Source organism: Microvirga sp. VF16 (genome assembly GCF_016864375.1).
In the GTDB taxonomy this organism is placed as follows: domain Bacteria; phylum Pseudomonadota; class Alphaproteobacteria; order Rhizobiales; family Beijerinckiaceae; genus Microvirga.
The window spans coordinates 5,344,645-5,369,653 of sequence record NZ_CP069354.1 but is presented as its reverse complement, the minus strand read 5'-3'; the positions used below and the strand labels follow the sequence as shown (position 1 = coordinate 5,369,653).

The 25,009-nt window shown below is 62.5% G+C and carries 21 protein-coding genes; 13 read left to right on the top strand and 8 right to left on the bottom strand.

The window, feature by feature from the left end; genetic code table 11:
* Positions 1-36: 36 nt before the first annotated feature.
* The 3 genes from JO965_RS25220 to JO965_RS25210 form a co-directional block, all read right to left on the bottom strand.
* On the bottom strand, positions 37-492 hold the full coding sequence (locus JO965_RS25220) for an HPr kinase/phosphorylase (protein WP_203441660.1): 456 nt from the start codon (positions 490-492) through the stop codon (positions 37-39).
* Positions 489-2,336 carry a sensor histidine kinase gene (locus JO965_RS25215; protein WP_203441659.1) on the bottom strand — a complete coding sequence of 616 codons (1,848 nt, stop codon included), beginning with the start codon at positions 2,334-2,336 and terminating at the stop codon, positions 489-491. The genes JO965_RS25220 and JO965_RS25215 overlap by 4 nt, the downstream gene beginning before the upstream one ends.
* A 91-nt stretch (positions 2,337-2,427) precedes the next feature.
* Positions 2,428-3,126, bottom strand: coding sequence for a response regulator transcription factor (locus JO965_RS25210; RefSeq protein ID WP_036354150.1), 699 nt, complete (start codon positions 3,124-3,126; stop codon positions 2,428-2,430).
* 538 nt (positions 3,127-3,664) lie between these two features.
* Between JO965_RS25210 and JO965_RS25205 the strand changes: the two genes are divergently transcribed.
* Together JO965_RS25205 and JO965_RS25200 are read left to right on the top strand one after the other, a co-directional pair.
* Positions 3,665-5,275: a phosphoenolpyruvate carboxykinase gene (locus JO965_RS25205; RefSeq protein WP_203441658.1), complete on the top strand. Its 1,611-nt coding sequence runs from the start codon at positions 3,665-3,667 to the stop codon at positions 5,273-5,275.
* A gap of 177 nt (positions 5,276-5,452) precedes the next feature.
* Complete coding sequence (locus JO965_RS25200; protein WP_203441657.1) at positions 5,453-6,373, top strand: DMT family transporter; 921 nt, start codon at positions 5,453-5,455, stop codon at positions 6,371-6,373.
* Positions 6,374-6,410: 37 nt separating this feature from the next.
* Here JO965_RS25200 and JO965_RS25195 read toward each other — a convergent pair whose 3' ends face one another.
* The 3 genes from JO965_RS25195 to JO965_RS25185 form a co-directional block, all read right to left on the bottom strand.
* On the bottom strand, positions 6,411-7,454 hold the full coding sequence (locus JO965_RS25195) for an aldose epimerase family protein (protein ID WP_203441656.1): 1,044 nt from the start codon (positions 7,452-7,454) through the stop codon (positions 6,411-6,413).
* Positions 7,455-7,516: 62 nt separating this feature from the next.
* Positions 7,517-9,238 carry an L-arabinonate dehydratase gene (gene araD, locus JO965_RS25190; RefSeq protein ID WP_203441655.1) on the bottom strand — a complete coding sequence of 574 codons (1,722 nt, stop codon included), beginning with the start codon at positions 9,236-9,238 and terminating at the stop codon, positions 7,517-7,519.
* A 120-nt stretch (positions 9,239-9,358) separates the two neighbouring features.
* Positions 9,359-10,141: a FadR/GntR family transcriptional regulator gene (locus JO965_RS25185; protein WP_203441654.1), complete on the bottom strand. Its 783-nt coding sequence runs from the start codon at positions 10,139-10,141 to the stop codon at positions 9,359-9,361.
* A 350-nt stretch (positions 10,142-10,491) separates the two neighbouring features.
* On the opposite strand from JO965_RS25185, the gene JO965_RS25180 reads away from it, so the two are divergent.
* The 11 genes from JO965_RS25180 to JO965_RS25130 all read left to right on the top strand — a co-directional run bounded on the left by JO965_RS25180 (position 10,492) and on the right by JO965_RS25130 (position 22,191).
* Positions 10,492-11,460, top strand: coding sequence for a tripartite tricarboxylate transporter substrate binding protein (locus JO965_RS25180; RefSeq protein WP_203441653.1), 969 nt, complete (start codon positions 10,492-10,494; stop codon positions 11,458-11,460).
* An 81-nt stretch (positions 11,461-11,541) separates the two neighbouring features.
* Entirely contained in the window at positions 11,542-12,480 is a 939-nt protein-coding gene (locus tag JO965_RS25175; RefSeq protein ID WP_203441652.1) for a dihydrodipicolinate synthase family protein, read from the top strand.
* Between the two features lie 54 nt (positions 12,481-12,534).
* Positions 12,535-14,001: an FAD-binding oxidoreductase gene (locus JO965_RS25170; RefSeq protein ID WP_246776686.1), complete on the top strand. Its 1,467-nt coding sequence runs from the start codon at positions 12,535-12,537 to the stop codon at positions 13,999-14,001.
* Between the two features lie 101 nt (positions 14,002-14,102).
* Positions 14,103-14,744 carry a TetR family transcriptional regulator gene (locus JO965_RS25165; RefSeq protein WP_203441651.1) on the top strand — a complete coding sequence of 214 codons (642 nt, stop codon included), beginning with the start codon at positions 14,103-14,105 and terminating at the stop codon, positions 14,742-14,744.
* A 120-nt stretch (positions 14,745-14,864) separates the two neighbouring features.
* Positions 14,865-15,671 carry an ABC transporter permease gene (locus tag JO965_RS25160; protein WP_203441650.1) on the top strand — a complete coding sequence of 269 codons (807 nt, stop codon included), beginning with the start codon at positions 14,865-14,867 and terminating at the stop codon, positions 15,669-15,671.
* A gap of 38 nt (positions 15,672-15,709) precedes the next feature.
* Positions 15,710-16,717: an ABC transporter substrate-binding protein gene (locus JO965_RS25155; RefSeq protein WP_246776685.1), complete on the top strand. Its 1,008-nt coding sequence runs from the start codon at positions 15,710-15,712 to the stop codon at positions 16,715-16,717.
* A 17-nt stretch (positions 16,718-16,734) separates the two neighbouring features.
* Positions 16,735-17,547, top strand: coding sequence for an ABC transporter ATP-binding protein (locus JO965_RS25150; RefSeq protein WP_203441649.1), 813 nt, complete (start codon positions 16,735-16,737; stop codon positions 17,545-17,547).
* A 5-nt stretch (positions 17,548-17,552) separates the two neighbouring features.
* Positions 17,553-18,941, top strand: a complete 1,389-nt coding sequence (locus JO965_RS25145; protein ID WP_203441648.1) for an enolase — start codon at positions 17,553-17,555, stop codon at positions 18,939-18,941.
* A 15-nt stretch (positions 18,942-18,956) separates the two neighbouring features.
* Entirely contained in the window at positions 18,957-20,144 is a 1,188-nt protein-coding gene (locus JO965_RS25140; protein WP_203441647.1) for a Gfo/Idh/MocA family protein, read from the top strand.
* The gene (locus JO965_RS25135) at positions 20,131-21,321 is read left to right on the top strand and encodes a dihydrodipicolinate synthase family protein (RefSeq protein ID WP_203441646.1); all 1,191 of its coding nucleotides are present in this window, start codon (positions 20,131-20,133) and stop codon (positions 21,319-21,321) included. The genes JO965_RS25140 and JO965_RS25135 overlap by 14 nt, the downstream gene beginning before the upstream one ends.
* A gap of 3 nt (positions 21,322-21,324) precedes the next feature.
* Entirely contained in the window at positions 21,325-22,191 is an 867-nt protein-coding gene (locus JO965_RS25130; protein WP_203441645.1) for a sugar phosphate isomerase/epimerase, read from the top strand.
* A 73-nt stretch (positions 22,192-22,264) separates the two neighbouring features.
* On the opposite strand, the gene JO965_RS25125 is transcribed toward JO965_RS25130, so the two are convergent.
* Together JO965_RS25125 and JO965_RS25120 are read right to left on the bottom strand one after the other, a co-directional pair.
* The gene (locus JO965_RS25125; protein ID WP_203441644.1) at positions 22,265-23,377 is read right to left on the bottom strand and encodes an Ldh family oxidoreductase; all 1,113 of its coding nucleotides are present in this window, start codon (positions 23,375-23,377) and stop codon (positions 22,265-22,267) included.
* Between the two features lie 81 nt (positions 23,378-23,458).
* Positions 23,459-24,709, bottom strand: a complete 1,251-nt coding sequence (locus JO965_RS25120) for a Gfo/Idh/MocA family protein (protein WP_203441643.1) — start codon at positions 24,707-24,709, stop codon at positions 23,459-23,461.
* Positions 24,710-25,009: the final 300 nt, after the last annotated feature.

Sequence of the window (25,009 nt, the reverse complement as noted above, 5' to 3'; positions counted from 1 at the left end):
GAAGCCAAGCGCAAGAGCATTGAGAGGAAAAGTTCATCACAGTGTCACTACCGTGTCGCAAACACCACTCAGGCTGTCCAGGGCGACATCTGCCGAGATTGCCCCGGCTTGCATCCGGATGCGAGGGATCATGACGCCGCAGAGGATGACATGCTTGTCCTGCTCCTCCGGATAGCGGGCAGGATCATCGCAGAGATCGACCACCAGGCGAACGACGGCAGCTTTTTCGAAGGATTGTCGGACGATGCCGAGACCGAAGACCTCGATGTGGCCTCCGAGAGGTTCCACCGGCCGCGCCAGAAGACGGCCATGATGCGCCTCAAGGCAGGTGCGATCGTCACTGACCAGCCTTCCGAAACGGCCCGCCCTGAGAGCGAGCGATACCACCTCGCGGGCCAGCGTCGACTTGCCGGATCCCGAAACACCCCGGATCAGGAGACCCGCCTCACCGACGAGCACGCAACCGGCATGGATGGTCTCATGCGCGCTCAAGACACTTTCTTCCCTGTTTCGCGCTTGGCCCTGTCCTTCTTCTCCTGCTCCTTCTTGGCCTTCGCTCCCTCGACCGGAAGACGGATGACGAAGCGGGCGCCGAGCCGGGTTGGTTCACCATCCTCATCGGGAGACCCGAGCCGGTTCTCGGCGCGGATCGTGCCGCGATGGGCCTCGATGATCTGGCGGGAGATGGACAGGCCGAGGCCCGAATTCTGGCCGAAGCCCTGCTCGGGTCGGTCGGTGTAGAAGCGCTCGAAGATCCGGTCGAGGGCATCGGGCTCGATGCCAGGGCCACTGTCCTCGACGAGGATCTCGACTTGGTTCTTGCGCCGGCGCATGGAGACCCTCACGGTCTCGTCGAGTGGCGAGAACGAGCGCGCGTTGTCGATCAGGTTGTTAAAGACCTGACCCAAGCGGCTGTCATGGCCGAGGACCAGGAAGGCGTCACGGCCTTGGGCCTGCCTGTCGATGCTGAGCGTGATGAGCGGGTCGTGCTCCTGGCGGCGCTCGTTGGCGACCGACACCACGGCATCGAGAAGACGCACCATGTCCACCGGCTCCGCATCGGCGCGGGCAAGCTCCGCATCGAGGCGCGAGGCGTCCGAGATGTCGCTGATCAGGCGGTCGAGGCGCTTCACGTCATGCTGGATGATCGACAGGAGGCGCTCGCGGGATTCGTCGCTGCGGGCGAGCGGCAGTGTCTCCACGGCGCTGCGCAGCGAGGTCAGGGGGTTCTTCAATTCATGCGCCACGTCCGCGGCAAAACTCTCGATGGCGTCGATGCGGTTGTAGAGCGCCCTGGTCATGTCGCGCAGGGCGCCCGACAGATGGCCGATCTCGTCGGAACGGGCAGTAAAATCGGGAATTTCCTCGCGCGACTTGGTCCCCCAGCGCACCCGCTCCGCCGCCTCCGCGAGCCGGCGGACCGGGCCCGCGATGGCGCCGGCGAGGAAGAGCGACAGGACGATCATCACCGCGGCCGCCACCAGGAAGACCTGGAGCAGGGCGAAGCGCTCGGAGGCGATGATGGCGTCGATGTCGCCTTCCTGGGTCGAGAGCAGGAGCGCGCCTTGCACCGTGCGGAAACGCTGGATCGGCACGGCCACGGAGACGATGGTCTCGCCCCGGTTGTTGACGCGCACCACGCTCGATTGCTGGCCGGCAAAAGCCTGCTGTACCTCCGGCAGGGACTTGCCGTTGGCGGGCCCTACCTCTTCCTGCACCGGCCGTACGGTGCGCCGGAACATCTTGCGGAAGCTGTTCCAGGTGCGCTCGATGAAGCTCGTCGTGTTCTCGACATTGGCGACCGGCGGCAGGTCCATGCGCAGGATGTCGCCGCGGGAATAGAACGACCGGGAATCGAGAAGCAGCAAGCCTTCCCGGTCGAAGATGCGGGCGCGGGTCTTGGTCGGCGTCACCAGCCGGCGCAGCAGGGGGGCGACGCGCTCGGGATTGATGGAGAACTCAAGCGACGAAAAGGATTCGTCGGCAAACCGCTCCGTCTCGCCCGCCTGCATCTGCAGGAGCTGGTCCGGATCGATCGTGATGGTATTGGTCTCGACCGTCGCGGAACTGGCGATCGCGCCCGCGATGATCTCGCCCTGGGTGAGAAGGCTCTGCACCCGGGCCTCGATCAGGCCTTCGCGGAACTGGTTGAGATAGAGAAAGCCGACGAGCAGGACCACGAGCCCTGCGAGGTTGAGCACGACGATCCGGCGCGTCAGGCTCGACGAGCCGCGCTGCACGATCATGCGGCCGAAATGCTTCAGCCGTGCCAGGGCGCCCTGCGGTGCGGGCGGATCGTCGAATGCCGCCTCGGCGTGGATGGGATCAGCCTTCATGCCACTCGTTCAAACATGGTCCGGTTTCCCTTCCACCGAACCATGGCCGTCTTTCCAGGTTGCTTGCCAGGTTGCTTGTGCCACCAAAGCGTCAGGCTTCCTTGAAACGGTAGCCCACGCCGTAGAGGGTCTCGATCATTTCGAAACTCTGGTCAACCGACTTGAACTTCTTGCGCAGGCGCTTGATGTGGCTGTCGATGGTGCGGTCGTCCACATAAACCTGGTCGTCATAGGCCGCATCCATCAGGGCGTTGCGGCTTTTCACCACCCCCGGGCGCGTGGCAAGCGCCTGCAGGATCAGGAATTCCGTCACGGTGAGGGTCACCGGCTCGCCCTTCCAGGTGCAGGCATGGCGCTCCGGGTCCATCTTGAGCTGGCCGCGCTCCAGGGCCTTCGGATCGGCTTCCTTGGGGGCGCTCTGGTCCTTGGGGGCGAAGCGGCGCAGAACGGCCTTCACGCGCTCGACGAGGAGGCGCTGGGAGAAGGGCTTCCGGATGAAGTCGTCGGCGCCCATCTTGAGACCGAACAACTCGTCGATCTCCTCGTCCTTGGAGGTCAGGAAGATCACCGGCAGATCCGATTTCTGGCGCAGGCGGCGCAGGAGCTCCATGCCGTCCATGCGCGGCATCTTGATGTCGAAGATCGCCAGATCCGGTGGGGCGTGCTTGAGCCCGTCCAGGGCCGAGGCCCCGTCCGTATAGGTCTGGATGCGGTAGCCCTCCGCTTCGAGGGCGATGGAAACAGAGGTCAGGATGTTGCGATCGTCATCGACAAGGGCGATCGTTGGCATGAACTCTTCCTTAGCTTGGCACGGACGATTGTCAGCGTTCTGACTCGTCTGACAACGCAGAGGGCCCTAAAATGTCCCCAACTGCGCCTTTCTCGTGGCATAAATATGGTTTTCCCCCAGGCCGCGACCAGGGGCAGGCCTGATAGTGGTGTCTAAGGGCGGTGGGTTCAACTGCGGATGAACGCTCCATTACGGTTCGGACAGAACGCCTTCGCCTCCCTCGACCGGCCCTTCGGCCGATGGCTCTGGCGCGAGGAGGGGCGGACTTGCGGCGAAAATAGCTCGTCAATCATACGAAAGAATTCCGAAAATACCTTAAAATTCTAAGGATTGGAGCCGATGGAGGTCTGGCTCTCGAAAAAATAGAATGCGATGAAACGACCTCAGTTGACGACACCGTCAGCTGACCTAAAGAAGGTTCCCATGTTCAAGCGAGACGGCAAAATTTTGCCAGGATTGTTTGACCCTACCCATGTGACGGCCAGCGGACGGCAGCTCATCCGGCTGCGCGGTGGCCGCCAATCAGGAGAAGTCTTCCGTGGAAAATATCGGCGTCTTCAACAGCGCACAGGGCGCAGAGGCCTCCGGCCTCCGCAATCTCAAACGGGTCTATTGGAATCTTGAGGCGCCCGCGCTCTACGAGCAGTCCCTGACCCGGGGCGAGACCAAGCTCGTCCAGGGCGGTGCGCTTCTGGCCGACACCGGCGTCCATACGGGCCGTTCGCCCAAGGACAAGTTCGTGGTACGCGACGAGACCACGGAAAATACCGTGTGGTGGGACAATAACGGCGCCATCACCCCCGGTCATTTCGATACCCTGCTGGCCGACTTCCTGGCCCATGCCGAAGGCAAGGAACTGTTCGCGCAGGATCTCTATGGCGGTGCCGATCCGGCCTACCGGGTCAAGGCGCGCGTCTTCACGGAATATGCCTGGCACTCGCTCTTCATCCGCAACCTGCTGATCCGTCCCGACCGCGGCGAGCTTGCCGATTACGTCCCCGGGCTCACCATCATCGACCTGCCGTCCTTCAAGGCCGATCCGGCCCGCCATGGCTGCCGCACGGAGACGGTGATCGCCTGCGACTTCAAGCGCAAGATCGTGCTCATCGGCGGCACGTCCTATGCGGGCGAGATGAAGAAGTCGGTCTTCACCTATCTCAACTATGTCCTGCCCGCCCAGAAGGTCATGCCCATGCATTGCTCGGCCAATGTGGGCGACAAGGGTGATGTGGCCGTGTTCTTCGGCCTGTCCGGCACCGGCAAGACGACGCTCTCCGCCGATCCGAACCGCGTCCTGCTCGGCGACGACGAGCATGGCTGGGGTCCGAACGGCGTGTTCAACTTCGAGGGCGGTTGCTACGCCAAGACCATCCGCCTGTCCCGCGAGGCGGAGCCCGAGATCTTTGCCACCACCGAGCGCTTCGGCACGGTGCTGGAAAACGTGACGATCGATCCGGTCACGCGCCTTCCCGATTTCGACGACGCGTCGAAGACGGAGAACACGCGCTGCGCTTATCCGCTCGACTTCATTCCCAATGCGAGCGCCACCGGCCGCGCGGGCATCCCGAAGAACATCGTGATGCTCACCTGCGATGCCTTCGGCGTGCTGCCTCCGATCGCGAAGCTGACGCCGGCCGAGGCCATGTATCACTTCCTCTCCGGCTACACCGCGAAGGTGGCGGGCACGGAAAAGGGCGTGAAAGATCCGGAAGCCACCTTCTCGACCTGCTTCGGTGCGCCCTTCATGCCGCGTCACCCGTCCGAGTATGGGAACCTGCTGCGCGATCTCATCGCCAAGCATTCGGTGGATTGCTGGCTCGTCAACACCGGCTGGACCGGCGGCAAATACGGTGTCGGCCGTCGCATGCCGATCCGCGTCACCCGCCGCCTGCTGACGGCGGCGCTGGACGGCTCGCTCTCCCGCGCCGATTTCCGCCGCGATCCTTACTTCGGCTTCGCGGTGCCGACCTCGGTGCCCGGCGTCGAGCCGCATATCCTGTATCCGGTCAAGACCTGGCAGAACAAGGCGGAGTTCGCCGAGACCGCCAAGCGCCTGATCGACATGTTCAACGAGAACTTCAAGCGCTTCGAGAGCCATGTGGATTCGGACGTGCGCTCGGCTGCGCCGCAGACGTCGATCGCGGCTTAAGTTCGAGTCGATCTTGCCCTAACGGAAGGCGGCCTTTGGGCCGCCTTTTTCGTTTGTTTCTCCCACCAGAACGCTTCCCACCCATGCGCTGCGGGAATTCCGACTCTTGGAAAAGAATGTATGATGACCGGCAACTAAGATGGGGCTGCAGCCTCATGAGCCAGGTGGGATACGCCCGTGACCCGATTGACAGGTGTCCTCTTTGCGATCGCCGCAAACGGGCTATTTGCGACCAGCGACACCTTGGTGAAACTCCTCTCTCTGCGCTACCCCATCTTCCAGATCATCGCCATGCAGGCGAGCGTCGCCTGTATCGTGGTGGGTATCGTCATCTGGCGCGACAAGGCGTACAGACTCTCGGCCATCCGTAATCCGAAGATGCTGATCGGCCGCGGCTTTCTCGCCGGCGTCGGTACGGTGTCCGGCTTCTATGCTTTCTCGCTTCTGCCGCTTGCCGATGTCTATGCCATCACCTTCGGCTCGCCGCTCGTCGTCACGGTTGCGGCCGCGTGGTTGCTCGGCGAGCGCACGGGGCCGGCGCGCTGGATCGCCATCCTCGTCGGCTTCTCCGGCATCCTGATCATGGTGCAGCCGGGATATGCCGCCTTGTCCCTCGGACACCTGGCAGCCTTCATGAACGTCTTCGTGGGCGCCGGCGTCATCCTGATCATGCGCACGATCGGCTCGCAGGAAAACCGCGCCATCATGGTCGCGGCGGTCATGGCAGGACTGCTGACTGCGAGTCTGCCCGGCGTGTTCCTCAGCCATGCTCCCGCATGGAGCGATGTCGGCCTGGTCATCGTCGCGGGTCTCGTGATGGTGTCGGCGCAGTTCCTCATGATCGAGTCCCTGCGCTTGGCTCCGGTATCCAGCGTCGCTCCCATGCAATACACCAAGCTCGTCTGGGCGATCCCTGTGGGGTTCTTCGTGTTCGGCGACGAGCCGAAGCTGCATGTGATGGCAGGGGCTCTCGTGGTCATCGGATCGGTTCTGTACCTGCTCAACCATCAACGCAGGTTTGACAATTCGCTCGCGACGGTCAGAAGATCCGACCCTTCCGTGCGTGTGAAATGCATTGAAGGAGACAAGCTCGGGTGACATATTTCGTGTCCACGACGAGCGAAGCTGTCTCGCCTCAAGCGATAAAGAACGGAATGCGCATGATGTGGCGGTAAGTCTCGCCAGGGCGCAGCACCGCCGAAGGGAAGTGTGGAATGTTCGGCGCGTTCGGGAAGTTCTGGGTTTCGAGCGCGAACCCGGCATGTTTCTCGTAAATGGCGCCACCCTTGCCGATGGCGGAAGCCTTGCCGAAATGATTGGCCGTATAGAACTGGACGCCTGGCTGGTTGGTCCAGATCTCCAATCCTCTGCGCGAGACGGGATCGACCGCGCGCGCAGCGCGGCGCAGAGGCTGCCCATTGTCGTTGAGACAGAAATTGTGATCGTACCCGGCTTCGGGAAGCTGGGTGGTATCGTCGATCATTGTGCCGATGGGCCGTGACGATCTGAAGTCGAAGGCCGTGCCGGAGACCGGCGCTAATGCGCCGGTCGGGATCTTGCCGGGCCCGACCGGGGTGTATCGATCCGCGTCGATCAGGAGATGCTGATCGCGGATATGGCCCGAATCGTGACCAGCCAGATTCCAATAGCCGTGATAGGCCATGTTCATCACGGTCGGACGATCCGTCGTTGCCTCCATGACGATCTCGAGTGCCGGATCATCCGTCAGCCTGTAGGTCACGGAAGCAGTGACAGCGCCTGGATAGCCCTCATCGCCGTCAGGCCTGTGCAAAGTCAGCCGAACAGCGTTGTTCGCCGTGTCGGGCTCGCCCGTCCAGATCCTTTTGCTGAAACCGCCAAAGCCGCCGTGGATGTGGTTGGGCGGCTCGTTGGCCGAGAGGGAATAGGTCTCGCCATCGAGCGTGAATCGTGCATCGGCGATGCGGTTGGCATAGCGGCCGCAGATCGCTCCGGCCGAGCCGCGATTCTGAACATAGGATGCCGGATCGTCGTAGCCTAGGACGATGTCGGCCTGCCGTCCGTCACCATCGGGAACGAACAAGCGGCTCAAGACTGCCGCATAAGTGATGATCGTGGCGTGGATCGAGCCTGTCTCGATGTCGAAAGCTTCGACCTCTTGGTCGTCGATGGTGCCGAAGGCGGTTCTCTTGATGCTCATGAGCGGACACAAAAATGCTGACAACTCCGCCGCAAGGCAGTGCTGTCAGCAGTTGGGGAGAATCAGTAAATTTCGGGCTCCGGTACGCCGCCGGATCCTTCCAGGAAGTCGAAGTCGCAGCCTTCGTCCGCTTGGCGAATGTGCTGGGCGAAGAGCTTGTTGTAGCCGCGCGGATAATCGCGCGGCGGCGGTGACCAGGTGCGCAGGCGATCCGTGATCTGCTCGTCGCTCACATGAAGATGGATCGAGCGGTTCGGCACGTCGACCGTAATCAGGTCGCCTGTGCGCACCGCCGCGAGCGGACCGCCGATATGTGCCTCCGGCGAGACGTGCAGGATGCAGGCGCCGTAGCTGGTGCCGCTCATGCGCGCGTCCGAGATGCGCAACATGTCCCGCACGCCCTGCTTCAGGAGCTTCTTCGGGATCGGCAGCATGCCCCATTCGGGCATGCCCGGGCCGCCGATGGGGCCGGCATTGCGCAGCACCATGATATGGTCGGGCGTGACGTCGAGATCGAGATCGTTCACCGCTTTCGTCATCTCGTCATAGGTGTCGAAGACGATGGCCGGACCCGTATGCTGCAGCAGTCGCGGTTCTGCTGCAGGCGGCTTGATCACGCAACCCTTCGGCGCCAGGTTGCCGCGCAGGATGGCCGTGCCGCCGGAGGCGGCGATCGGCTTGTCGAGCGGGCGGATGACATCATCGTTGTAGACCGCCGCGCCGTCGAGCGCGTCGCGCAGGGTTCCGGTCACGGTGCGTTCGTCGAGATGGAGCAGCGGCGCGAGACGTGAAAGAAGACCGCGGATGCCGCCGGCGATGTGGAAATCCTCCATCAACCATTCGCCCGACGGACGAAGATTGGCGATCACCGGCACCTTCTGGGCGAAGTCGTCGAAATCCTGCAGTGAAACCTCGACGCCTGCGCGGCCTGCCATCGCCACGAGATGGATCATAGCGTTCGTCGAACCGGCAAGCGCATTGTGAACCATCAGCGCGTTCTCGAACGAGCGGCGCGTGAGAATGTCGCTAGGTTTCAGATCGTCCCATACCATCTCGACGATCTTCCGGCCGGTGAGGCTCGCCATGCGCGGATGCGCGGCATCGACCGCCGGAATGGAGGCAGCGCCGGGAAGGCTTAAGCCCAGCGCCTCGACGATGGACGTCATGGTGGAGGCGGTGCCCATGGTCATGCAGGTGCCGGGCGAGCGAGCGATGCCGGCTTCCATGTCGTTCCACTGCTGGTTCGTGATGGTGCCGGCTTCCTTCTCGGCCCAGTATTTCCAGATGTCGGAGCCGGAACCCAGGATCGTGCCGGCATGGTGACCGCGGATCATCGGGCCCGCGGGCATGAAGATCATCGGCAGATTCATGCTGATCGCGCCCATCACTGTCGCAGGCGTCGTCTTATCACATCCGCCCATGAGCACCGCGCCGTCGACCGGGTGCGAGCGCAGCAACTCCTCCACTTCCAGCGCGAGGAGGTTGCGATAAAGCATGGTGGTCGGCTTGACGAAGTTCTCCGACAGGGACATCGCCGGCAATTCGATCGGGAAGCCGCCCGCCTGCCACACGCCGCGCTTCACGTCCTCGACGCGCACACGGAAATGGGCGTGGCACGGATTGATGTCGCTCCAAGTGTTGATGATCGCGATGACCGGCTTGCCCATGAAGTCTTCACGCGCATAGCCCATCTGGAGCGTGCGGGACCGATGCCCGAAGGAGCGCAGATCGGTGACGCCAAACCAGCGGTGGCTTCTCAACTGCTCGGGCGATCGCTTGGACATTCTTGTTTCACTCCCCACGCCTTACGGCACAAAGGCCATATATCATACAACTTACAAAATTCGTCGCCGTTTTGGGGCTGACTGTCAAGTGCGGCAGCCCTTTGAATAACTTGTTCTGGCTTAAGCCTTGGCGGCGGCGCGGGCTTTGACGGCCTTGGGGGCAGGCTTGGCAGAGGCCTTCAGAATCCGGGCCGAGTAGCGGTTGCGGCTGTTGGCGAGATGTGCGCGCATCATGGCGGCGGCGAGGTTCGAGTCGCCCATCGCAATGGCATCTCGGATGGCCCGGTGTTCGCGCTCGATCACGCCGAGATAGTCATGTTGATCGTCACCCATCGGGCTCAAGGGGCCGGCGCGGCGCGGCACGGCGAACTCTCCAAGGAAATCCAGGAAGCGGGCGAAATAAGGGTTCTTGGTCGCGCCCGCGAGAATACGGTGGAATTCGAGATCCGCCGCGATACCGTAATCCTCGCCCTTGGTGATGTTCTCGAGAGCCCGGTCGAGCGCGGCCATTTCCTCGTCCGTTCGGCGCACCGCAGCAAGCGAAGCAGCTTCCACTTCCACCGCCAGGCGCAGTTCCAGCATGGCCAGGATATCGTCGACCTCGCCGCTGCTGAGGGAAGCGAAGAAATCGGATTTCGGCGGAGGTGGCAGCACGAAGGCGCCGGCGCCCTGGCGGGTCTGAACGAGCTTGGCGGCTTTCAGCGCCGCCACGGCCTCGCGCACCACGGTCCGGCTGACGCCAGCGGCCGAAGCGAGCTCCGCCTCGGTGGGCAGACGGTCTCCTGCCTGCAGCCGCCCTTCGGCGATCTCGCGCGAGATCGCTTCCGCCAGATCGCTCACGAGATTGCGCTTGCGAGCGACGGTGTTGAGGGACAGGCCGGAGAGGAAAGAGCTTTCGTTCATGGAACCGTTGCGTGCCTCTTGCAAGGCGCTGGAGACTGAAGTGTTTGATGCTGCTTCCGATCGTTCGGAAGCAATCCGCCAAGCCTGCGCCAGGGTCCGGAGCAGTGGCCGGCCTCACAGGTGATTTGCCCGATCCGGCAGGCCAACTTGTCGTATGTCTCACTACTTGCTGGCATCTCCCAAGTCAAAAGAAAATACCGTTGCAGGCGCATCCTCTGGTGGAAAGGTGCTCTGCGTAAGCTGAGTATGGCCACAACCGAACCGGCTTGTCAAAATTTGTATGTTGCCATACAAGATATGCCGCAATTCCAGCGCCGAAACTCAACAAAATGGAATTAGGGAGAGAACATATGAGGAAGTTTCTCGCGGCGGTCGGCCTCTCGCTCCTTGGGCTCGGCGCCGCGCAGGCGCAAAGCCCGGCCTGGCCGCAGAAGCAGGTGACGATCATCGTGCCCTTCGGCGCCGGCGGGACGACCGATCTGTTCGCCCGCATCGTCGCCGAGCAGCTTCAGGCCAAGTACGGCAAGCCGTTCGTCATCGAGAACCGCCCGGGGGCCGGCGGCAATATCGGCACGACGGCGGTCGCGAAGGCGGCGCCCGACGGGCATACGCTTCTTGTCGGTACGGTCAGCACGCATGCTATCAACCCGTATCTCTACAAGAACCTCCCTCATGACGCCGAGAAGGACTTCATCCCGATCACGGGTCTGGCCAAGCTTCCGAATCTCCTGGTCGTGAACCCGAAGATCCCGGCGAAGACCTTCGCGGAATTCGTCGAATACACGAAGCAGAATCCCGGCAAGCTGAACTACGGCTCGTCCGGTGCGGGAACCTCGCAGCATCTCGCGGCCGAGCTGTTCCAGCTCAAGACCGGAGCGAAGATGACTCATGTGCCCTTCCGCAGTTCGCAGGACATCGTCAACGGCCTGATCGGCGGGCATATCGATCTCGCCTTCGACAACATGACCATCGCCTGGCCTCAGGCGCAGGCCGGCACCATGCGGGCGCTCGCCGTCACCAGCCCCGATCGCAGTCCGCAGGCGCCGGAGATTCCGGCCGTGGCCGAGACGCTGACAGGATTCGATGCGACTTCGTGGAATGGGCTGTGGGCGCCGGCCGGCACGCCGCAGCCGATTGTCGACACCATCGCGGCCGATGTGAAGGTCATTCTCGAAAAGCCCGAGGTCCAGAAGAAGGCGGCCGAAATGGCCTCGACTCCTGCGCCGATGACCCCGAAGCAGTTCGCCGATTACATCCAGGGCGAGCGGCAGAAATGGTCTGAAGTTGTCAAGGCTGTCGGCATCCAGCTCGGTCAGTGACAACCCAATTTTTTAATAACGGTGCCGGGCGAGGCTCGGCTCCTCAAGGAACCGCCCTCCAGACAGCGAGACACATCCATCATGCTGACAAAAATCGAAACCTCCGACCTCGCCCGCTCCGTTCTATCGGTTCCGCCTTTTGCCCTGACGTCGGATTTCGAGGTCAACCGAGAGGCCAATGCGAAGCTGATCCGCCATCTCGAAGCCGGCGGAGTTTCGACGCTGCTTTATGGCGGCAACGCCAATGTTCACAACTGGCCCGTGTCGCGCTTCGCCGACTGGCTCGACAGCCTCGAGGAATCCGCTGCCGAGAAGACGTGGCTGATTCCCTCGGTCGGGCCTGACTGGGGCAAGCTCGTCGACGAGGCGGCGATCCTGAAGTCGCGCCGCTATCCGGTTGCGATGGCGCTGCCGATGATCGCGCCGCAGACGCCGGACGGCGTGGTGCGCGGATTGCAGGATTTCGTCGAGCGCTCCGGCGTGCCGCTGATCGTCTACATCAAGACCGATCAGTATGTCCCCGCCAAGGCGATGGCGAAGCTCGTGCAGCAGGGCGCTGTCTTCGGCATCAAATATGCCGTTCCGCGCACTGACCTGACGCAGGATGCCTATCTGCAGGAGCTGATCGATGCGGTCGGTGCGGAGCGCATCGTCAGCGGCTTCGGCGAGCCGCCGGCCTTCCCGCATCTTACGCACTTCAAGCTCGCCGGCTTCACCGCAGGCTGCGTCTGCATCGCGCCGCATCTGTCGATGTCCTACCTGCATGCATTGAAGCGCGGTGACGAGGCAGAGGCCAAGCGTCTCCTCCAGGTCTTCCTGCCGCTCGAAGCCATCCGCGAGCGCCACAATGCGATCCGTGTCCTCCATACGGCGGTGTCGCTCTCGGGCGTGGCCGATATGGGACCGATCCTGCCGCTCCTCACCGAGGCCGATCCGGCGATCCACGGCGAGATCAAGGACGCCGCCAAGGCACTCCTGGCCGCCGAAATGACCGCTCGACAGCAGGCCGCTGCTGCGTAATGTGATCGGCATTGTCGATCCGCCGGCTCCGCGCCGGCAGCATGCAGGGCGTCCGTGACCTCTCAGCCTGAATCCCACTCTGAACTCCTGGGCGTGCTTGCCGCGCGCCTGGGAGACAAGCACGTCATCGTCGATCCCGCCGAAATGGAGGGCTATCTCGTCGAGGAGCGGAAGCTTTATCGCGGCACTGCGCTGGCCGTGGTTCGTCCCGGCAGTGCCGAGGAGGTGGCCTTCGTCGTTGGCGAATGCGCGAGGGCGAATGTCGCCGTCGTGCCTCAGGGTGGCAATACGGGTCTTGTCGGGGGAGGGGTGCCGCACAAGGGCATCGTGCTGTCGCTTGCCAGGCTCGACCGCATCCGCGAGGTCAATGCCTTCAACGCCACCATCACGGCCGAGGCCGGCTGCATTCTGAAGGCGGTTCAGGATGCGGCGAAGGAGGTGGATTGCATCTTCCCACTGTCGCTCGCCTCGGAAGGCTCGTGCCGGATCGGCGGCAACATCGCGACCAATGCCGGTGGCGTGAATGTGCTGCGCTACGGCAATACCCGCGATCTCGTGCTCGGGCTTGAGGTTGTGCTCGCCGACGGGCGGATCTGGAACGGCCTCAAGGGCCTGCGCAAGGATAACACCGGCTACGACCTGAAGAACCTGTTCATCGGTTCGGAAGGAACGCTCGGCATCATCACCGCGGCCGTGCTGAAGCTCTTTCCGCAACCCAAGACACAGGTCGTGGCTTTCGTCGGCTGTGCTTCGCCCCATGCGGCGCTCAACCTCTTCGAAAGTCTACGCCAGACCATGGGAGACGAGCTCACCGCCTTCGAATTCATGCCGCGCTTCGCCCTGGAGATCGTACTTAAGCACGCCCCTGGCGCCGTTCGCCCGCTGAGCGGCGATCACGCCGCTTACGCCTTGATCGAGGTCTCCTCGCCCGATCCCGAACTCAATTTGCGCGAGCTTTTGGAGAAGGCTCTGGAAAGCGCTTTCGAGAGCGGCACCATCGAAGACGCAACCATCGCTGCGAGCGAAACCCAGAACGCGGCGCTCTGGCACCTGAGGGAAAGCCTCTCCGACGTGCAGGGGCTCGAGGGCGGATCGATCAAGCACGACGTTTCGGTGCCCGTCTCGGAGGTCGCGGATTTCATCGTCACGGCGAGCAGGGTTTGCGAGGAGGTGCTGCCGGGTGTGCGCGTCTGCGCCTTCGGCCATTTCGGTGACGGCAACATCCATTTCAACCTGACCCAGCCCGTCGATATGGAAAAGCCGCTCTTCCTCGCCCAGTGGGAGCGCTTCAACCGGATCGTCCATGACATCGTTCATGCCATGAACGGCTCGATTTCCGCCGAGCACGGAGTTGGTCTCATCAAGCGCGACGAGTTGGCGCGCTACAAGGACCCGGTCGCGCTCGATCTGATGAAGACGCTGAAGAGGGCTCTCGACCCCCAGAACATTCTCAATCCTGGAAAGGTCGTTGCCCTGGACGGAGATCTGCCACCTGCCTTGCCGGTGGCGCGCAAAGCCTGAGCACTGTCTTGGTGCCGTTTCGTTTTGGCCGCGATTGAGGTAACAACATTGAACCCGCACGGTAGACGGACAGCCGTCCCGCCGCAAGAATCTGGATCTTCATGAGCGCCCCCGCAGTCAGCAAGCAAGCCGTTCGAGACGCCGAAGCGACGAAAAGGCGGATCCTCGAGGCGGCGACGGCTGAATTCGCCGGCCATGGCTATGGTGGGGCGCGTGTGGACCAGATCGCCGACGCTGCCCGCACCAACAAGCGCATGCTCTATTACTATTACGGGAGCAAGGAGGCGCTGTTCCTCGCGACCCTCGAGGCCGCCTACGACCATATCCGGGCCGCGGAACGGGAGCTGCACCTGGAGGAGCTTTCTCCCCTGCAGGCGCTGGAAGAGCTCGTGCGTTTCACCTGGAATTATTTCGTCCGGTATCCGGAGTTCATGATGCTCCTGAACGCCGAGAATCAGCACCGCGCCAAGCACCTGAAGAAATCCACGCGCGTGCACACCATGAACTCTCCGGTGATCGAGACGATCGGTGTCATTCTCAAGCGCGGCGAGAAGACCGAGACAATCCGCCCCGGCATCGACCCGGTTCAACTTTACGTATCGATTGCCGGGCTCTGCTACTTCTACTTGTCGAACGTCTACACCCTGTCCGTGGCCTTCGGGCGTGAGCTTCTCTCCGCGCCGGCCATGAAGGAGCGGATCGACCACGTGGTCGACTTCGTCCTGGCGGGCGTGCGCGCCTGAATTTTTCAAACGGCGCTTGACATGTCCGACAACCGGGCATCTAATTAACCAGATAGTTACATAGAGCGGCTGAAGCCGCCCCGACATACCCTTTGGAAACGCTCTTGAGGAAGACGCTTCATGACGTCGAAGCTCGCGCGCGCCAGTCAAAATCTGCTGAATTCCGCCTGGATCAAGCCGTTCGGGCTCCTCGTTCTGACGGTCGTGCTCTGGGATCTCACCGTGCGGATCTTCGCGATCCCGGCCTATCTGGTCCCTCCGCCGAAGGACGTGGCGGTGGCCTTCTGGAACGAGGGCGGCATGCTGCTCAGGGAGGCCATTCCCACCACGACGGCCACGCTCGGCGGGTTTATCCTTTCCGCCCTCTTCGGCATCCCGATTGCGATGCTGATTGCCGGATCTCGGACGGTCGAGTCCTACGTTTATCCGCTGCTCGTCTTCTCGCAGTCGATCCCCAAAGTCGCGGTCGCACCTCTCTTCGTAGTCTGGTTCGGCTTCGGCATGGCTCCAAAGGTGATCTCGGCCTTCCTGCTCGGCTTCTTCCCCGTGGTGGTCGCCGGAGTCCAGGGCTTCAAGTCGCTTGATCCCGAGCTGCGAGATCTCGTGCGCTCCATGAAGGCGTCGCGCCTGCAATCCTTCTACATGGTCAGCCTGCCGCACGCATTGCCGGCGATCTTCGCGGGCCTGAAAGTGTCCGTGACGCTCGCCGTGGTCGGTGCGGTCGTCGGCGAATTCGTCGGCGCCAATTCCGGCATCGGCTTCGTGCTGCAGCGCTCCATCGGGAATTTCGAGCTGCCGACCATGTTCGCGGCCCTCGTGATCCTGGCGATGATCAGCGTCATCCTTTTCTGGCTCATCGATCTTCTCGAGCGTTTCACCGTGCCGTGGCACGCCAGCCAGCGGCACGATTTCGCAGCAACCGCCTAAACAAACCATAAGGGCGGAGCATCAACCGGAGGAAGTCCATGAAGAAACGTACATTCCTGAAAGCTACCCTCTTTGCAGCCACCGCTCTCATGCCCTTCGTGTCGCTGCCGGCTCAGGCCGCGGACAAGGTCGTGCTGATGCTGAATTGGTATGTCTACGGCGAGCATGCGCCGTTCTTCTACGGCAAGGAAAAGGGCCTCTACGCGGCTGAGGGCATCGATCTCGAAATCCAGGAAGGGCGCGGCTCGGCCGTAACGGTCCAGGCGGTGGCGGCCAAGACGGTGGACTTCGCCTATGCAGACGTTCCTACCATGATCCGCGCGGCCGTGAAGGGCGCTCCTGTCATGTCTCCCGGCGTGCTGCTGCAGAAGAACCCCATGTCGGTGATGGGCTTCTCCGAGAAGAATATCCGCAAGGCCGAGGATCTGCGTGGCAAGATCGTTGCAACGACCCCGGGTGATTCCATGTCGCAGATCTGGCCGCTCTTCCTGAAGAAGGCGGGCATGAAGGAAAGCGAGATGCGCATCGTGTCCGGCGACGCGCAGACGAAGCTGAACGCCGTCATCAACGGCCAGGCCGACGTGCTCCTCGGCTACGTCATGGATCAGAGCATGAAGATCAAGGACGCGACGGGCAAGAACGTTACGCCGGTCATGTTCGCAGATTACGGCGTCAACCTCGTCTCCTCCGGCATCATTGCGCACAAGGACACTCTGAAGGACAAGGCCGATCTCGTGCGCCGTTTCATGAATGCCACTACCAAGGCGATCGAGGGCGCGGAGAAGGCTCCTGCCGAAGCAACGCAGGCCGTGCTGAAGGCGCTGCCGAAGGCCGGAAAACCCGACACGCTGCAGGAGGGTTTCGAGCTGACGATCCCGCTCTACCGCACGGAAGAGACGAAGAGCCAGCGTCCGTTCAATGTCTCGGATGCCAACATGGCCGAGACGGTCAATCTGCTCATCGAATATGGCGGCCTCGATCCGGCGGCGAAGAACGACCCGAAGCAGTTCTACAGCCGCGACTTCCTGCCGAAGGCAACCCAGTGAGCAGGTCCGCACACGCCATGGCACATCTGCGTGTCATCCCGAAAAGCGAGGCGTCCGCGCCTCGCAACATGATCGAGATTCGCAACCTTGCGAAAACCTATCGTACGCGGGGCGGCGACGTGCCGTCCCTGCGGCCGATCAATCTCGACATCACGGAAGGCGAGTTCGTTGCTGTGGTCGGGCCGTCGGGATGCGGCAAGTCCACGCTGTTGAAGCTGGTGGCCGGCCTCATCCCGCCGACCGATGGCGAGATTCGGATCGGCGGCGTTCCCGTGCAGGATCCGCCGGATGACGTGGGCATCGTATTCCAGAGCCCGGTGCTCCTGCCCTGGCGCTCGGTTCTGCGCAACGTGATGATGCCGGTCGAGGTGCGCAAGCTCGACCGGGAATCGCATCTTGCTCGCGCCCGAAAGCTCCTCTCCATGGCGGGGCTTGAGGATTTCCAGAACAAATATCCCTGGCAGCTCTCCGGCGGCATGCAGCAGCGCACCGCCATCTGCCGGGCACTGGTGCACGATCCGAAGATCGTCCTCATGGACGAGCCCTTTGGAGCGCTCGATGCCATGACGCGCGAGCGCATGAATCTTGAGCTTCAGCGCATTCACCACGAAACCGGCAAGACGATCCTGCTGATCACCCATTCGATTCCCGAAGCGGTGTTCCTGGCGGACCGCGTGGTCGTCATGTCGGAGCGGCCGGGTACGATTGCTGGGATCTACGACGTGACGCTACCGCGTCCGCGCAATCTGGAGATCATGGGACACCCGACCTTCGTCGATCTCACGCAACGGATCCGCGGCCATTTCTATGCCCGCGGCCATCTGGACTGAAGACCATGTCAGGCGCCCGGCTTCGCATTCGTGACATCCAGACCTTCGAGCGGCCGATGCGCTTCGCGCGGCCGTTCCGCTTCGGCCTCGTGACCGTCGACGAGGCGCCGCAGGCGTTCCTGCGGGTTGAGGTCGAGGTGGAGGGAGCAGGTGTCGCGACCGGCGTCACCGCCGAGATGATGATGCCGAAATGGTTCGACAAGAATCCGGATAAGTCGCCGCAGAATACGATTGCAGATCTGAAAGCGAGCCTCGGTGAGGCGGCGCGCAACTATGCCGAGGCGAAGGACTGGGACACCGCCTTCGGCCATCATGCGCGCGGCTTCGCAGCTCAGAAGATGTGGGCTGCCGATTCTGGATTGCCGGGGCTCGTTGCCTCCTTCGGGCCCGCGCTCGTCGACAAGGCGATTGCGGACGCTGTTCTCAAGGCGCTGAAACTTAATTTCGCTGAGGGATTGCGGCGCAATATCTTCGGCATCGATGCGCGGCAGACGCTGGATCTCAGTGAGGAGCGGATACGGTCCTTCCTCGCAGGCGTTGGGCCGGTCGGCGATGTCCTGCTGCGGCACACGGTCGGGCTGCTGGATTCTCTCGATGGGGCGGGTGGCCTCGAAGATGAAATCCGGCTGGCGAATTTGAGACTCTTCAAGATCAAGATCGGCGGCGACGTCGACGCGGATATCGCGCGGCTGAAGGCGATCCACGATCTCCTGTCGCGGCACGTTCCCGACTATCGAGCAACGCTTGACGCCAACGAGCAGTACGACCCGGAGCGTCTGCAGGTTCTCCTTCAGGAGATGAGCGGTGGCGAGCTGCGCGCCTTCCGCGAGCATCTTCTCTATATCGAGCAGCCGTTCGACCGGGCGGGAACCTTCGCGGCGCCTTTGGGCGATCTTGCCGGCGAGATCCCGTTCATCATCGACGAGGCGGATGGCGATTACGATGCCTTTCCGCGCGCGGTCGAGCTGGGTTATCGCGGCGTATCCTCGAAAGCCTGCAAGGGGTTCTACAAGTCCGTCCTGAATGCCGTCCGGGTCTCGGCTTTGAGCGAGGCGAGGCCGGGTCAGTTCTTCATCTCCGCTGAGGATCTCACGTGCCAGGCAGGGCTTGGGATCCAGCAGGACACGACACTCGTCGCGACGCTCGGCCTGACCCATGCCGAGCGCAACGGACACCATTATGTCGAGGGTTTCGGCCCAGCATCGGATGCGGAAGCGGAGCGCTTTGTAGCCGCACATCCCAATCTCTACCGGCAGCACGCAGGAGGCCGCATCGGTCTCGCTTTCGAGCGCGGGTCGCTCCCGACCGCTTCGCTCTTGTCTGCTCCAGGTTTCGCCAGCGGTGCCGAGCCCGACTGGAGCAATCTTGTTCCGCTTACACAACACCATCTTTGATAGGAGATATTCATTATGGCACAGCGCAGATTAGGCATTGTGATGCATGGCATTACTGGCCGCATGGGCATGAACCAGCACCTCATCCGCTCCGTCGCGGCCATTCGTGCCCAGGGCGGCGTGACGCTGTCGGACGGGTCGCGCGTTCAGCTCGATCCGATCCTCGTCGGCCGCAACGCGGACAAGATTCAGGAACTCGCCAAGACCTACGGCATCGACCGCTGGACCACCGATCTCGATGCCGCGATTGCCGATCCGAAGGACGAGATCTTCTTCGATGCCGCGACGACGCAAATGCGCCCGACCCTACTGGAGCAGGCGATCAATGCCGGCAAGCACATCTATTGCGAGAAGCCGATTTCCACGAACCTGCCGGAAGCCCTGAAGATCGTGCGGCTTGCCCGCGAGAAGGGCGTGAAGAACGGCACCGTGCAGGACAAGCTTTTTCTGCCCGGCCTGCAGAAGCTGAAGATGCTGCGCGATTCCGGCTTCTTCGGTCGCATGCTCTCCGTGCGCGGCGAGTTCGGCTATTGGGTATTCGAGGGCGATTGGGGCCAGCCGGCGCAGCGTCCGTCCTGGAACTACCGCTCCGAGGATGGCGGCGGCATGATCCTCGACATGGTCTGCCACTGGCGCTACGTGCTCGACAACCTGTTCGGCGAGGTGCGCTCGGTCTCCTGCATCGGTTCGACGCATATCCCCGAGCGCGTGGACGAAAAGGGCAAGACCTATCAGGCGACCGCCGACGATTCGGCTTACGCCACCTTCATGCTCGATGGCGGCGTGATCGCCCACATCAACATGTCCTGGTGTACCCGAGTCTATCGTGACGATCTCGTCACGTTCCACGTGGACGGCACCCACGGCTCCGCCGTCGCCGGTCTCACCGATTGCGTGATCCAGCCGCGTCAGGCCACGCCGCGTCCGGTCTGGAATCCGGATCAGAAGCAGACCATCGATTTCTACGACACCTGGCAGCCGGTGCCGGACAATACGGTCTATGACAATGGCTTCAAGACCCAATGGGAGATGTTCGTTCGCCACGTGGTCGAGGATGCGCCCTACAAGTACACGCTCGTCGAAGGCGCCAAGGGTGTTCAGCTTGTGGAATGCGCGCTCGAGAGCTGGCGCGAGCGCCGCTGGGTCGACGTGCCGCCGCTGAACGTGGGTGTCGCGAAGGAGAAGCAGCATGAACCGGCCTGAGACCCTCAGCGCCCTGTCGATCCGCCTGCCGCAGGCGGATCGTAGCCTGGAGATCTATAAGCTCTCCGCGCCGAAATCCTTCCCCGATAGGTTAAGCGGCCCGATGAACCGCATCGCGTTCTCGGCCGCTCACGTGGTGGCCGATCCGCTCGCCGATGCGGATCCGTGGCTGCAGGCCGCCATCGACTGGGACAAGACGATCGCTTATCGCGAGCGCCTCTGGGATCTCGGTCTCGGTGTCGCCGAGGCGATGGACACCGCGCAGCGCGGCATGGGCCTCGATTGGCCGACCTCGCTCAAACTGATCCGCCGTTCCGTCGGCGCCGCCAAGGCACGGGGCGATGCCCTCGTGTTCTCCGGTGCCGGCACCGATCATCTGGCCCCCGAAGCCGCGCGCAGCATTGACGACGTGATCCGCGCCTATGAGGAGCAGTTCGCCGCCATCGAGGGCGTCGGCGGCCGCATCATCCTCATGGCCTCGCGGGCGCTCGCCCGCGTCGCCAAATCCGCCGACGATTACGTCAAGGTCTATGACCGCATCCTCAGCCAGGCGAAGGAGCCGGTGATCATCCATTGGCTCGGCGACATGTTCGATCCGGCCCTCGCCGGCTATTGGGGCACGAGCGATCTCGATGCCGCGATGGATACGTGCGTATCGATTATCAACAGCCATGCGGAGAAGGTCGACGGCGTCAAGATCTCTCTCCTCGACAAGGACAAGGAAATCGCCATGCGCCGGCGCCTCGACAAGCGCGTGCGCATGTATACGGGCGACGACTTCAATTATGCCGAGCTGATCGCCGGCGACGACCAGGGTTATTCGCATGCGCTGCTCGGCATCTTCGATGCCATTGCACCGGCAGCCTCATCGGCTCTCGTGAGCCTTGCGGCGGGCAATCTCGACGCGTTCCACGAAGCGCTCGCGCCGACGGTGCCGCTGTCGCGCCACATCTTCCGGGCGCCGACGCGGTTCTACAAGACGGGCGTGGTGTTCATGGCCTATCTCAATGGCCATCAGGACCACTTCACTATGGTTGGCGGACAGGAGAGCGCTCGCTCGACCCTGCATCTCGCCGAACTCTTCCGCCTCGCGGACAAGGCCGGTCTCCTGCGCGATCCGGACCTTGCGGTGGAGCGCATGCGCCACGTCCTCGCTACGCATGGGGTGGAGGCTTGAACCATGCGTGACTTCACACGCGATCACCGCGCTCTGTCGATCAACACCGCGACGGTGAGAAAGCAGGGCGACCTCGTCGCCATCACGGAGGCTTGCGCCAGAGCCGAAATCAAAGCGATCTCGCCCTGGCGCGACCAAGTGGCCGCGGTCGGGCTAAACCGGGCTGTCGCCGCCGTGAAGGATGCGGGACTCGAACTCTCCGGCTATTGCCGCGGCGGCATGTTCCCGGCCGATGCGGCACGCCTGCAGGAGGCCAACGACGACAACCGCCGCGCGGTGGATGAGGCGGTCGCGCTCGGTGCGCCCTGCCTCGTTCTCGTGGTCGGCGGCCTGCCGCAATATTCGCGGCCGGGCTCTGCAGCCTCGAAGGACATCGACGCGGCGCGCGCCATGGTCGAGGATGGGATTGCCACGTTGCTCGAATATTCCCGCCAAGCCGGTTTGCCGCTCGCTATCGAGCCGCTGCATCCCATGTATGCGGCGGATCGGGCCTGCGTGAACACGATGAGCCAGGCGCTCGACATCTGCGATCGGGTCGACCCGGAACGCACAGGGATGCTCGGCCTCGCGGTCGATGTTTACCACGTCTGGTGGGACCCAGAGCTGAAGGAGCAGATCCGCCGCACGGGCCAGGATCGGCTGCTCGCCTATCACGTCTGCGACTGGCTCGTGCCGACGACCGATCTGCTGCTTGACCGCGGCATGATGGGCGACGGCGTCATCGATCTGCGTGGCATTCGCCAAGAGGTCGAAGCGGTCGGTTTTGCCGGCTATTCGGAAGTCGAGATTTTTTCGGAAAACAATTGGTGGAAAAAGCCGATGGAGGAGGTGCTCGCCACCTGCATCGAGCGCCACCGCACGGTCGTCTGAACAGACGACCGTTCGATCTTTGACATCGTGTCTTGAACATTGGCTCCCGCCCACGGGCGGGAACCACAACCCCTCATGCTGCGAGCGCTGATTTCAACAAATACGGTGCGCCCGCAGCTTCTGCGATCTCTCGCACTTTCAGTTTCAATGTCTCGGGGATCGGAATGCCCGTGACGAGACGCTCCTCTCGGGCGGCCCATTCCGGTTCGCCCGGCACTAGAACCGGCTCGTCGTCGCGCCTCGGCTTCGTAGCGTGCAGAGTGTCGATGACGACCTCCACATCGAATTGAAATTCATCGAAGGGCCGGAAGGCGGCCGGATTCAGGGCCATGAAGAAATGGCCGATATTGTCGGGGTCGGATGATGTCTTCGTCCGGTTCCGGACCGGTGAGAAGGATGCACCGGAGAGGCTTCCCGACAGGATCTGCGCGATCAGGCCGAGGCCATAGCCCTTGTGTCCGCCCATGTCACTGCCGTCACCGCCAATCGGCGTGAGGCCACCTTCATGGCCCTCGAAAATCTGGCGGAAGGCCTGGCCGGAATCGGTGACAGGCTGCCCCTGATCGTCGATTACCCATCCGGCGGGAAGGTCCTTGTCCTGCAGGGCGTAGACCTTCACCTTGTTGGCCGCGACGACGCTGGTGGAGATGTCGACGCAAATGTTCGGATGTGATCCTGCAGGCACCGCGATCGCGATTGGATTGGTGCCGAGCACGCGCTCGACCCCGTTCGTCGGCACCACCGAGATCACGCGGGTCGTGGAGGATACGACACCGATCAATCCACGCTCGGCGGCCATCGTTGCGTAGTAACCGGCAGCGCCAAAATGGTGCGAGTTGAAGACGGAGACGACGCCGACATCGTGCGCCAGCGCCTTCTCGATGGCGAGATTCATGCCCATCAGGGCGGCGGGATGCCCCAATCCGGCGCCGCCATCGATCAACGCCGTGCTCGCGCTCTGGCGGACGATCCTGGGTTCGGCCTGCAACTGCAACTGGCCGGCCTTCTGCATCTGCGCATATTGGGTGAGCATCGAGATGCCGTGCGAGTCGATGCCGCGTAGATCGGTCTCGACCATCACCTCGGCGGTCAGGCGAAGCTTTTCCTCGCTCATGCCCCAGGCCCGCAGGATCGCCTCGATCTGGGCGCGAATCACATCCGCCGAGAAATTCTCGCTCGCGATCATGGCGTGTTCTCTTAGGTTCCTTTGGCTGCTCCAATCTGCGGAGCAGGTGGGGAGGCGGCTGATGCCACCTCCCGTCTTTCGTTAGGCGGCAATCGCCTGCGCCGGATCGAGCAGCTTGGAGACGCTGACCATCTGACCCGTCTTCGAGCTCTGCAGCGCCGCAATGCCGCACAGCACCGACATGGCGCCGGCGCGCGAACCCGCTCGCTGCTTCAGCGGGTCGGGCGTGCCCGGCTTGAAGAGCATGTCCTGCAGCTTCGGATCGCCGCCGAAATGGCCGCCTGGCTCGTGCGGCACCTGGATGGTCTCGACGCCGCCGAAGTTTCTGACGAGCTGGATCTCGTCGTGTTCCGGCGTCTCCCAGGGCTGGCGCTCGTATTGGCGCATCTGGATGCGGCCCTTGGTGCCGTCGAAGGCAATGAAATGGCCTTCGATCGGCATGTAGGTGTTCACCGAATAGGTGACCTGCACACCCTTCTTGTAGCGGATCATCGCCGACATCGTGTCGGGGATGTTGATCTCCTCACGGAACACGCAGGCATCGCGCACATAACCGTCCTCCCGGGACGGATCCTCATAGAGGGCCTCGAGCCAGGGATCCTTGCTGATGTCCACGTAGTAATCGCAGTAGCTGGCATGCTCGCAGGTCTTGCAGCGCTCGCCGCGGAAGGGACCGACCTTGCCGTATTTGCGCAGGCTGGCGAAGGCGAAGACATGCTCCGGATCGTCGTCCAGATACCAGTTCATCAGGTCGAAATGGTGGGTGCTCTTGTGCACGAACAGGCTGCCGGAATTCTCCTCCACCGCGTGCCAGCGGCGGAAATAGTCGGCACCATGCTTGTTGTCGAGAAACCAGTGGAAATCGATGGAGGTGACATCGCCGATCACGCCGGAATTCAGCAGTTCCTTGATCTTCCGGACGGTCGGAGCGTAGCGGTAATTGAAGGTGACGTCGACGCGTCGTCCCGTGCGCTTTTCGGCATCGAGGATGCGCCGTACCTTCTCGGCCGTAGTGGTCATCGGCTTTTCGGTGATGACGTCCACGCCTGCCTCGAGCGCCCGCACGATCATTTCGTCGTGATTCGAGTCCCGGGTGCAGACGATGACCTGATCCGGCTTGACCGCTGCGATCATTTCCTGGGCGTCGGCATAAATGGGGGCATCGATTCCCAGAAAGCCCCGGGCCCGCTCGGCGCGAAGGCGATTCTTGTCGCAGAGGGCGACGATTTCGACGTAGTCGCTGTAGTCCTTGACCACGTTGACCCCCCACATGCCCGTGCCGCGATGGCCGGTGCCGATGAGGGCGATGCGTTTCCTGCTTGAGCGATCCATTATCTTGGGTTCTCCTGCTTCTTCGCTCTTTTAGGTGCTTGAGCGTTGAAATTTGTCAGACAAATAAGGGTTTCGGCCATCGATGAAACATCAGCGGGGCTCGGTCCTCGGTGCGGTTGTCTCTTGAAAAGCTTCTTTATGAGAGCTTAGATCGCCAAATTACATCATACAACTGGTTGACATACAACCATTCTAAATTTTAGCTTCATGTCGGACGGCGACATAAGAAAACCGCTTCCGTAACGTATGGCATGAGGGGACCGAAACCTCGGCGGTACGGATGCCAAAGAAAAAGAGCTG

Coding starts and splice junctions, on each gene's coding strand:
- JO965_RS25215 (WP_203441659.1), bottom strand. CDS start 2,336: ATGAAGGCTGATCCCATCCACGCCGAGGCGGCATTCGACGATCCGCCC.
- JO965_RS25210 (WP_036354150.1), bottom strand. CDS start 3,126: ATGCCAACGATCGCCCTTGTCGATGACGATCGCAACATCCTGACCTCT.
- JO965_RS25195 (WP_203441656.1), bottom strand. CDS start 7,454: ATGAGCATCAAGAGAACCGCCTTCGGCACCATCGACGACCAAGAGGTC.
- araD (WP_203441655.1), bottom strand. CDS start 9,238: ATGTCCAAGCGATCGCCCGAGCAGTTGAGAAGCCACCGCTGGTTTGGC.
- JO965_RS25185 (WP_203441654.1), bottom strand. CDS start 10,141: ATGAACGAAAGCTCTTTCCTCTCCGGCCTGTCCCTCAACACCGTCGCT.
- JO965_RS25180 (WP_203441653.1), top strand. CDS start 10,492: ATGAGGAAGTTTCTCGCGGCGGTCGGCCTCTCGCTCCTTGGGCTCGGC.
- JO965_RS25175 (WP_203441652.1), top strand. CDS start 11,542: ATGCTGACAAAAATCGAAACCTCCGACCTCGCCCGCTCCGTTCTATCG.
- JO965_RS25165 (WP_203441651.1), top strand. CDS start 14,103: ATGAGCGCCCCCGCAGTCAGCAAGCAAGCCGTTCGAGACGCCGAAGCG.
- JO965_RS25160 (WP_203441650.1), top strand. CDS start 14,865: ATGACGTCGAAGCTCGCGCGCGCCAGTCAAAATCTGCTGAATTCCGCC.
- JO965_RS25155 (WP_246776685.1), top strand. CDS start 15,710: ATGAAGAAACGTACATTCCTGAAAGCTACCCTCTTTGCAGCCACCGCT.
- JO965_RS25150 (WP_203441649.1), top strand. CDS start 16,735: ATGGCACATCTGCGTGTCATCCCGAAAAGCGAGGCGTCCGCGCCTCGC.
- JO965_RS25145 (WP_203441648.1), top strand. CDS start 17,553: ATGTCAGGCGCCCGGCTTCGCATTCGTGACATCCAGACCTTCGAGCGG.
- JO965_RS25140 (WP_203441647.1), top strand. CDS start 18,957: ATGGCACAGCGCAGATTAGGCATTGTGATGCATGGCATTACTGGCCGC.
- JO965_RS25135 (WP_203441646.1), top strand. CDS start 20,131: ATGAACCGGCCTGAGACCCTCAGCGCCCTGTCGATCCGCCTGCCGCAG.
- JO965_RS25130 (WP_203441645.1), top strand. CDS start 21,325: ATGCGTGACTTCACACGCGATCACCGCGCTCTGTCGATCAACACCGCG.
- JO965_RS25125 (WP_203441644.1), bottom strand. CDS start 23,377: ATGATCGCGAGCGAGAATTTCTCGGCGGATGTGATTCGCGCCCAGATC.
- JO965_RS25120 (WP_203441643.1), bottom strand. CDS start 24,709: ATGGATCGCTCAAGCAGGAAACGCATCGCCCTCATCGGCACCGGCCAT.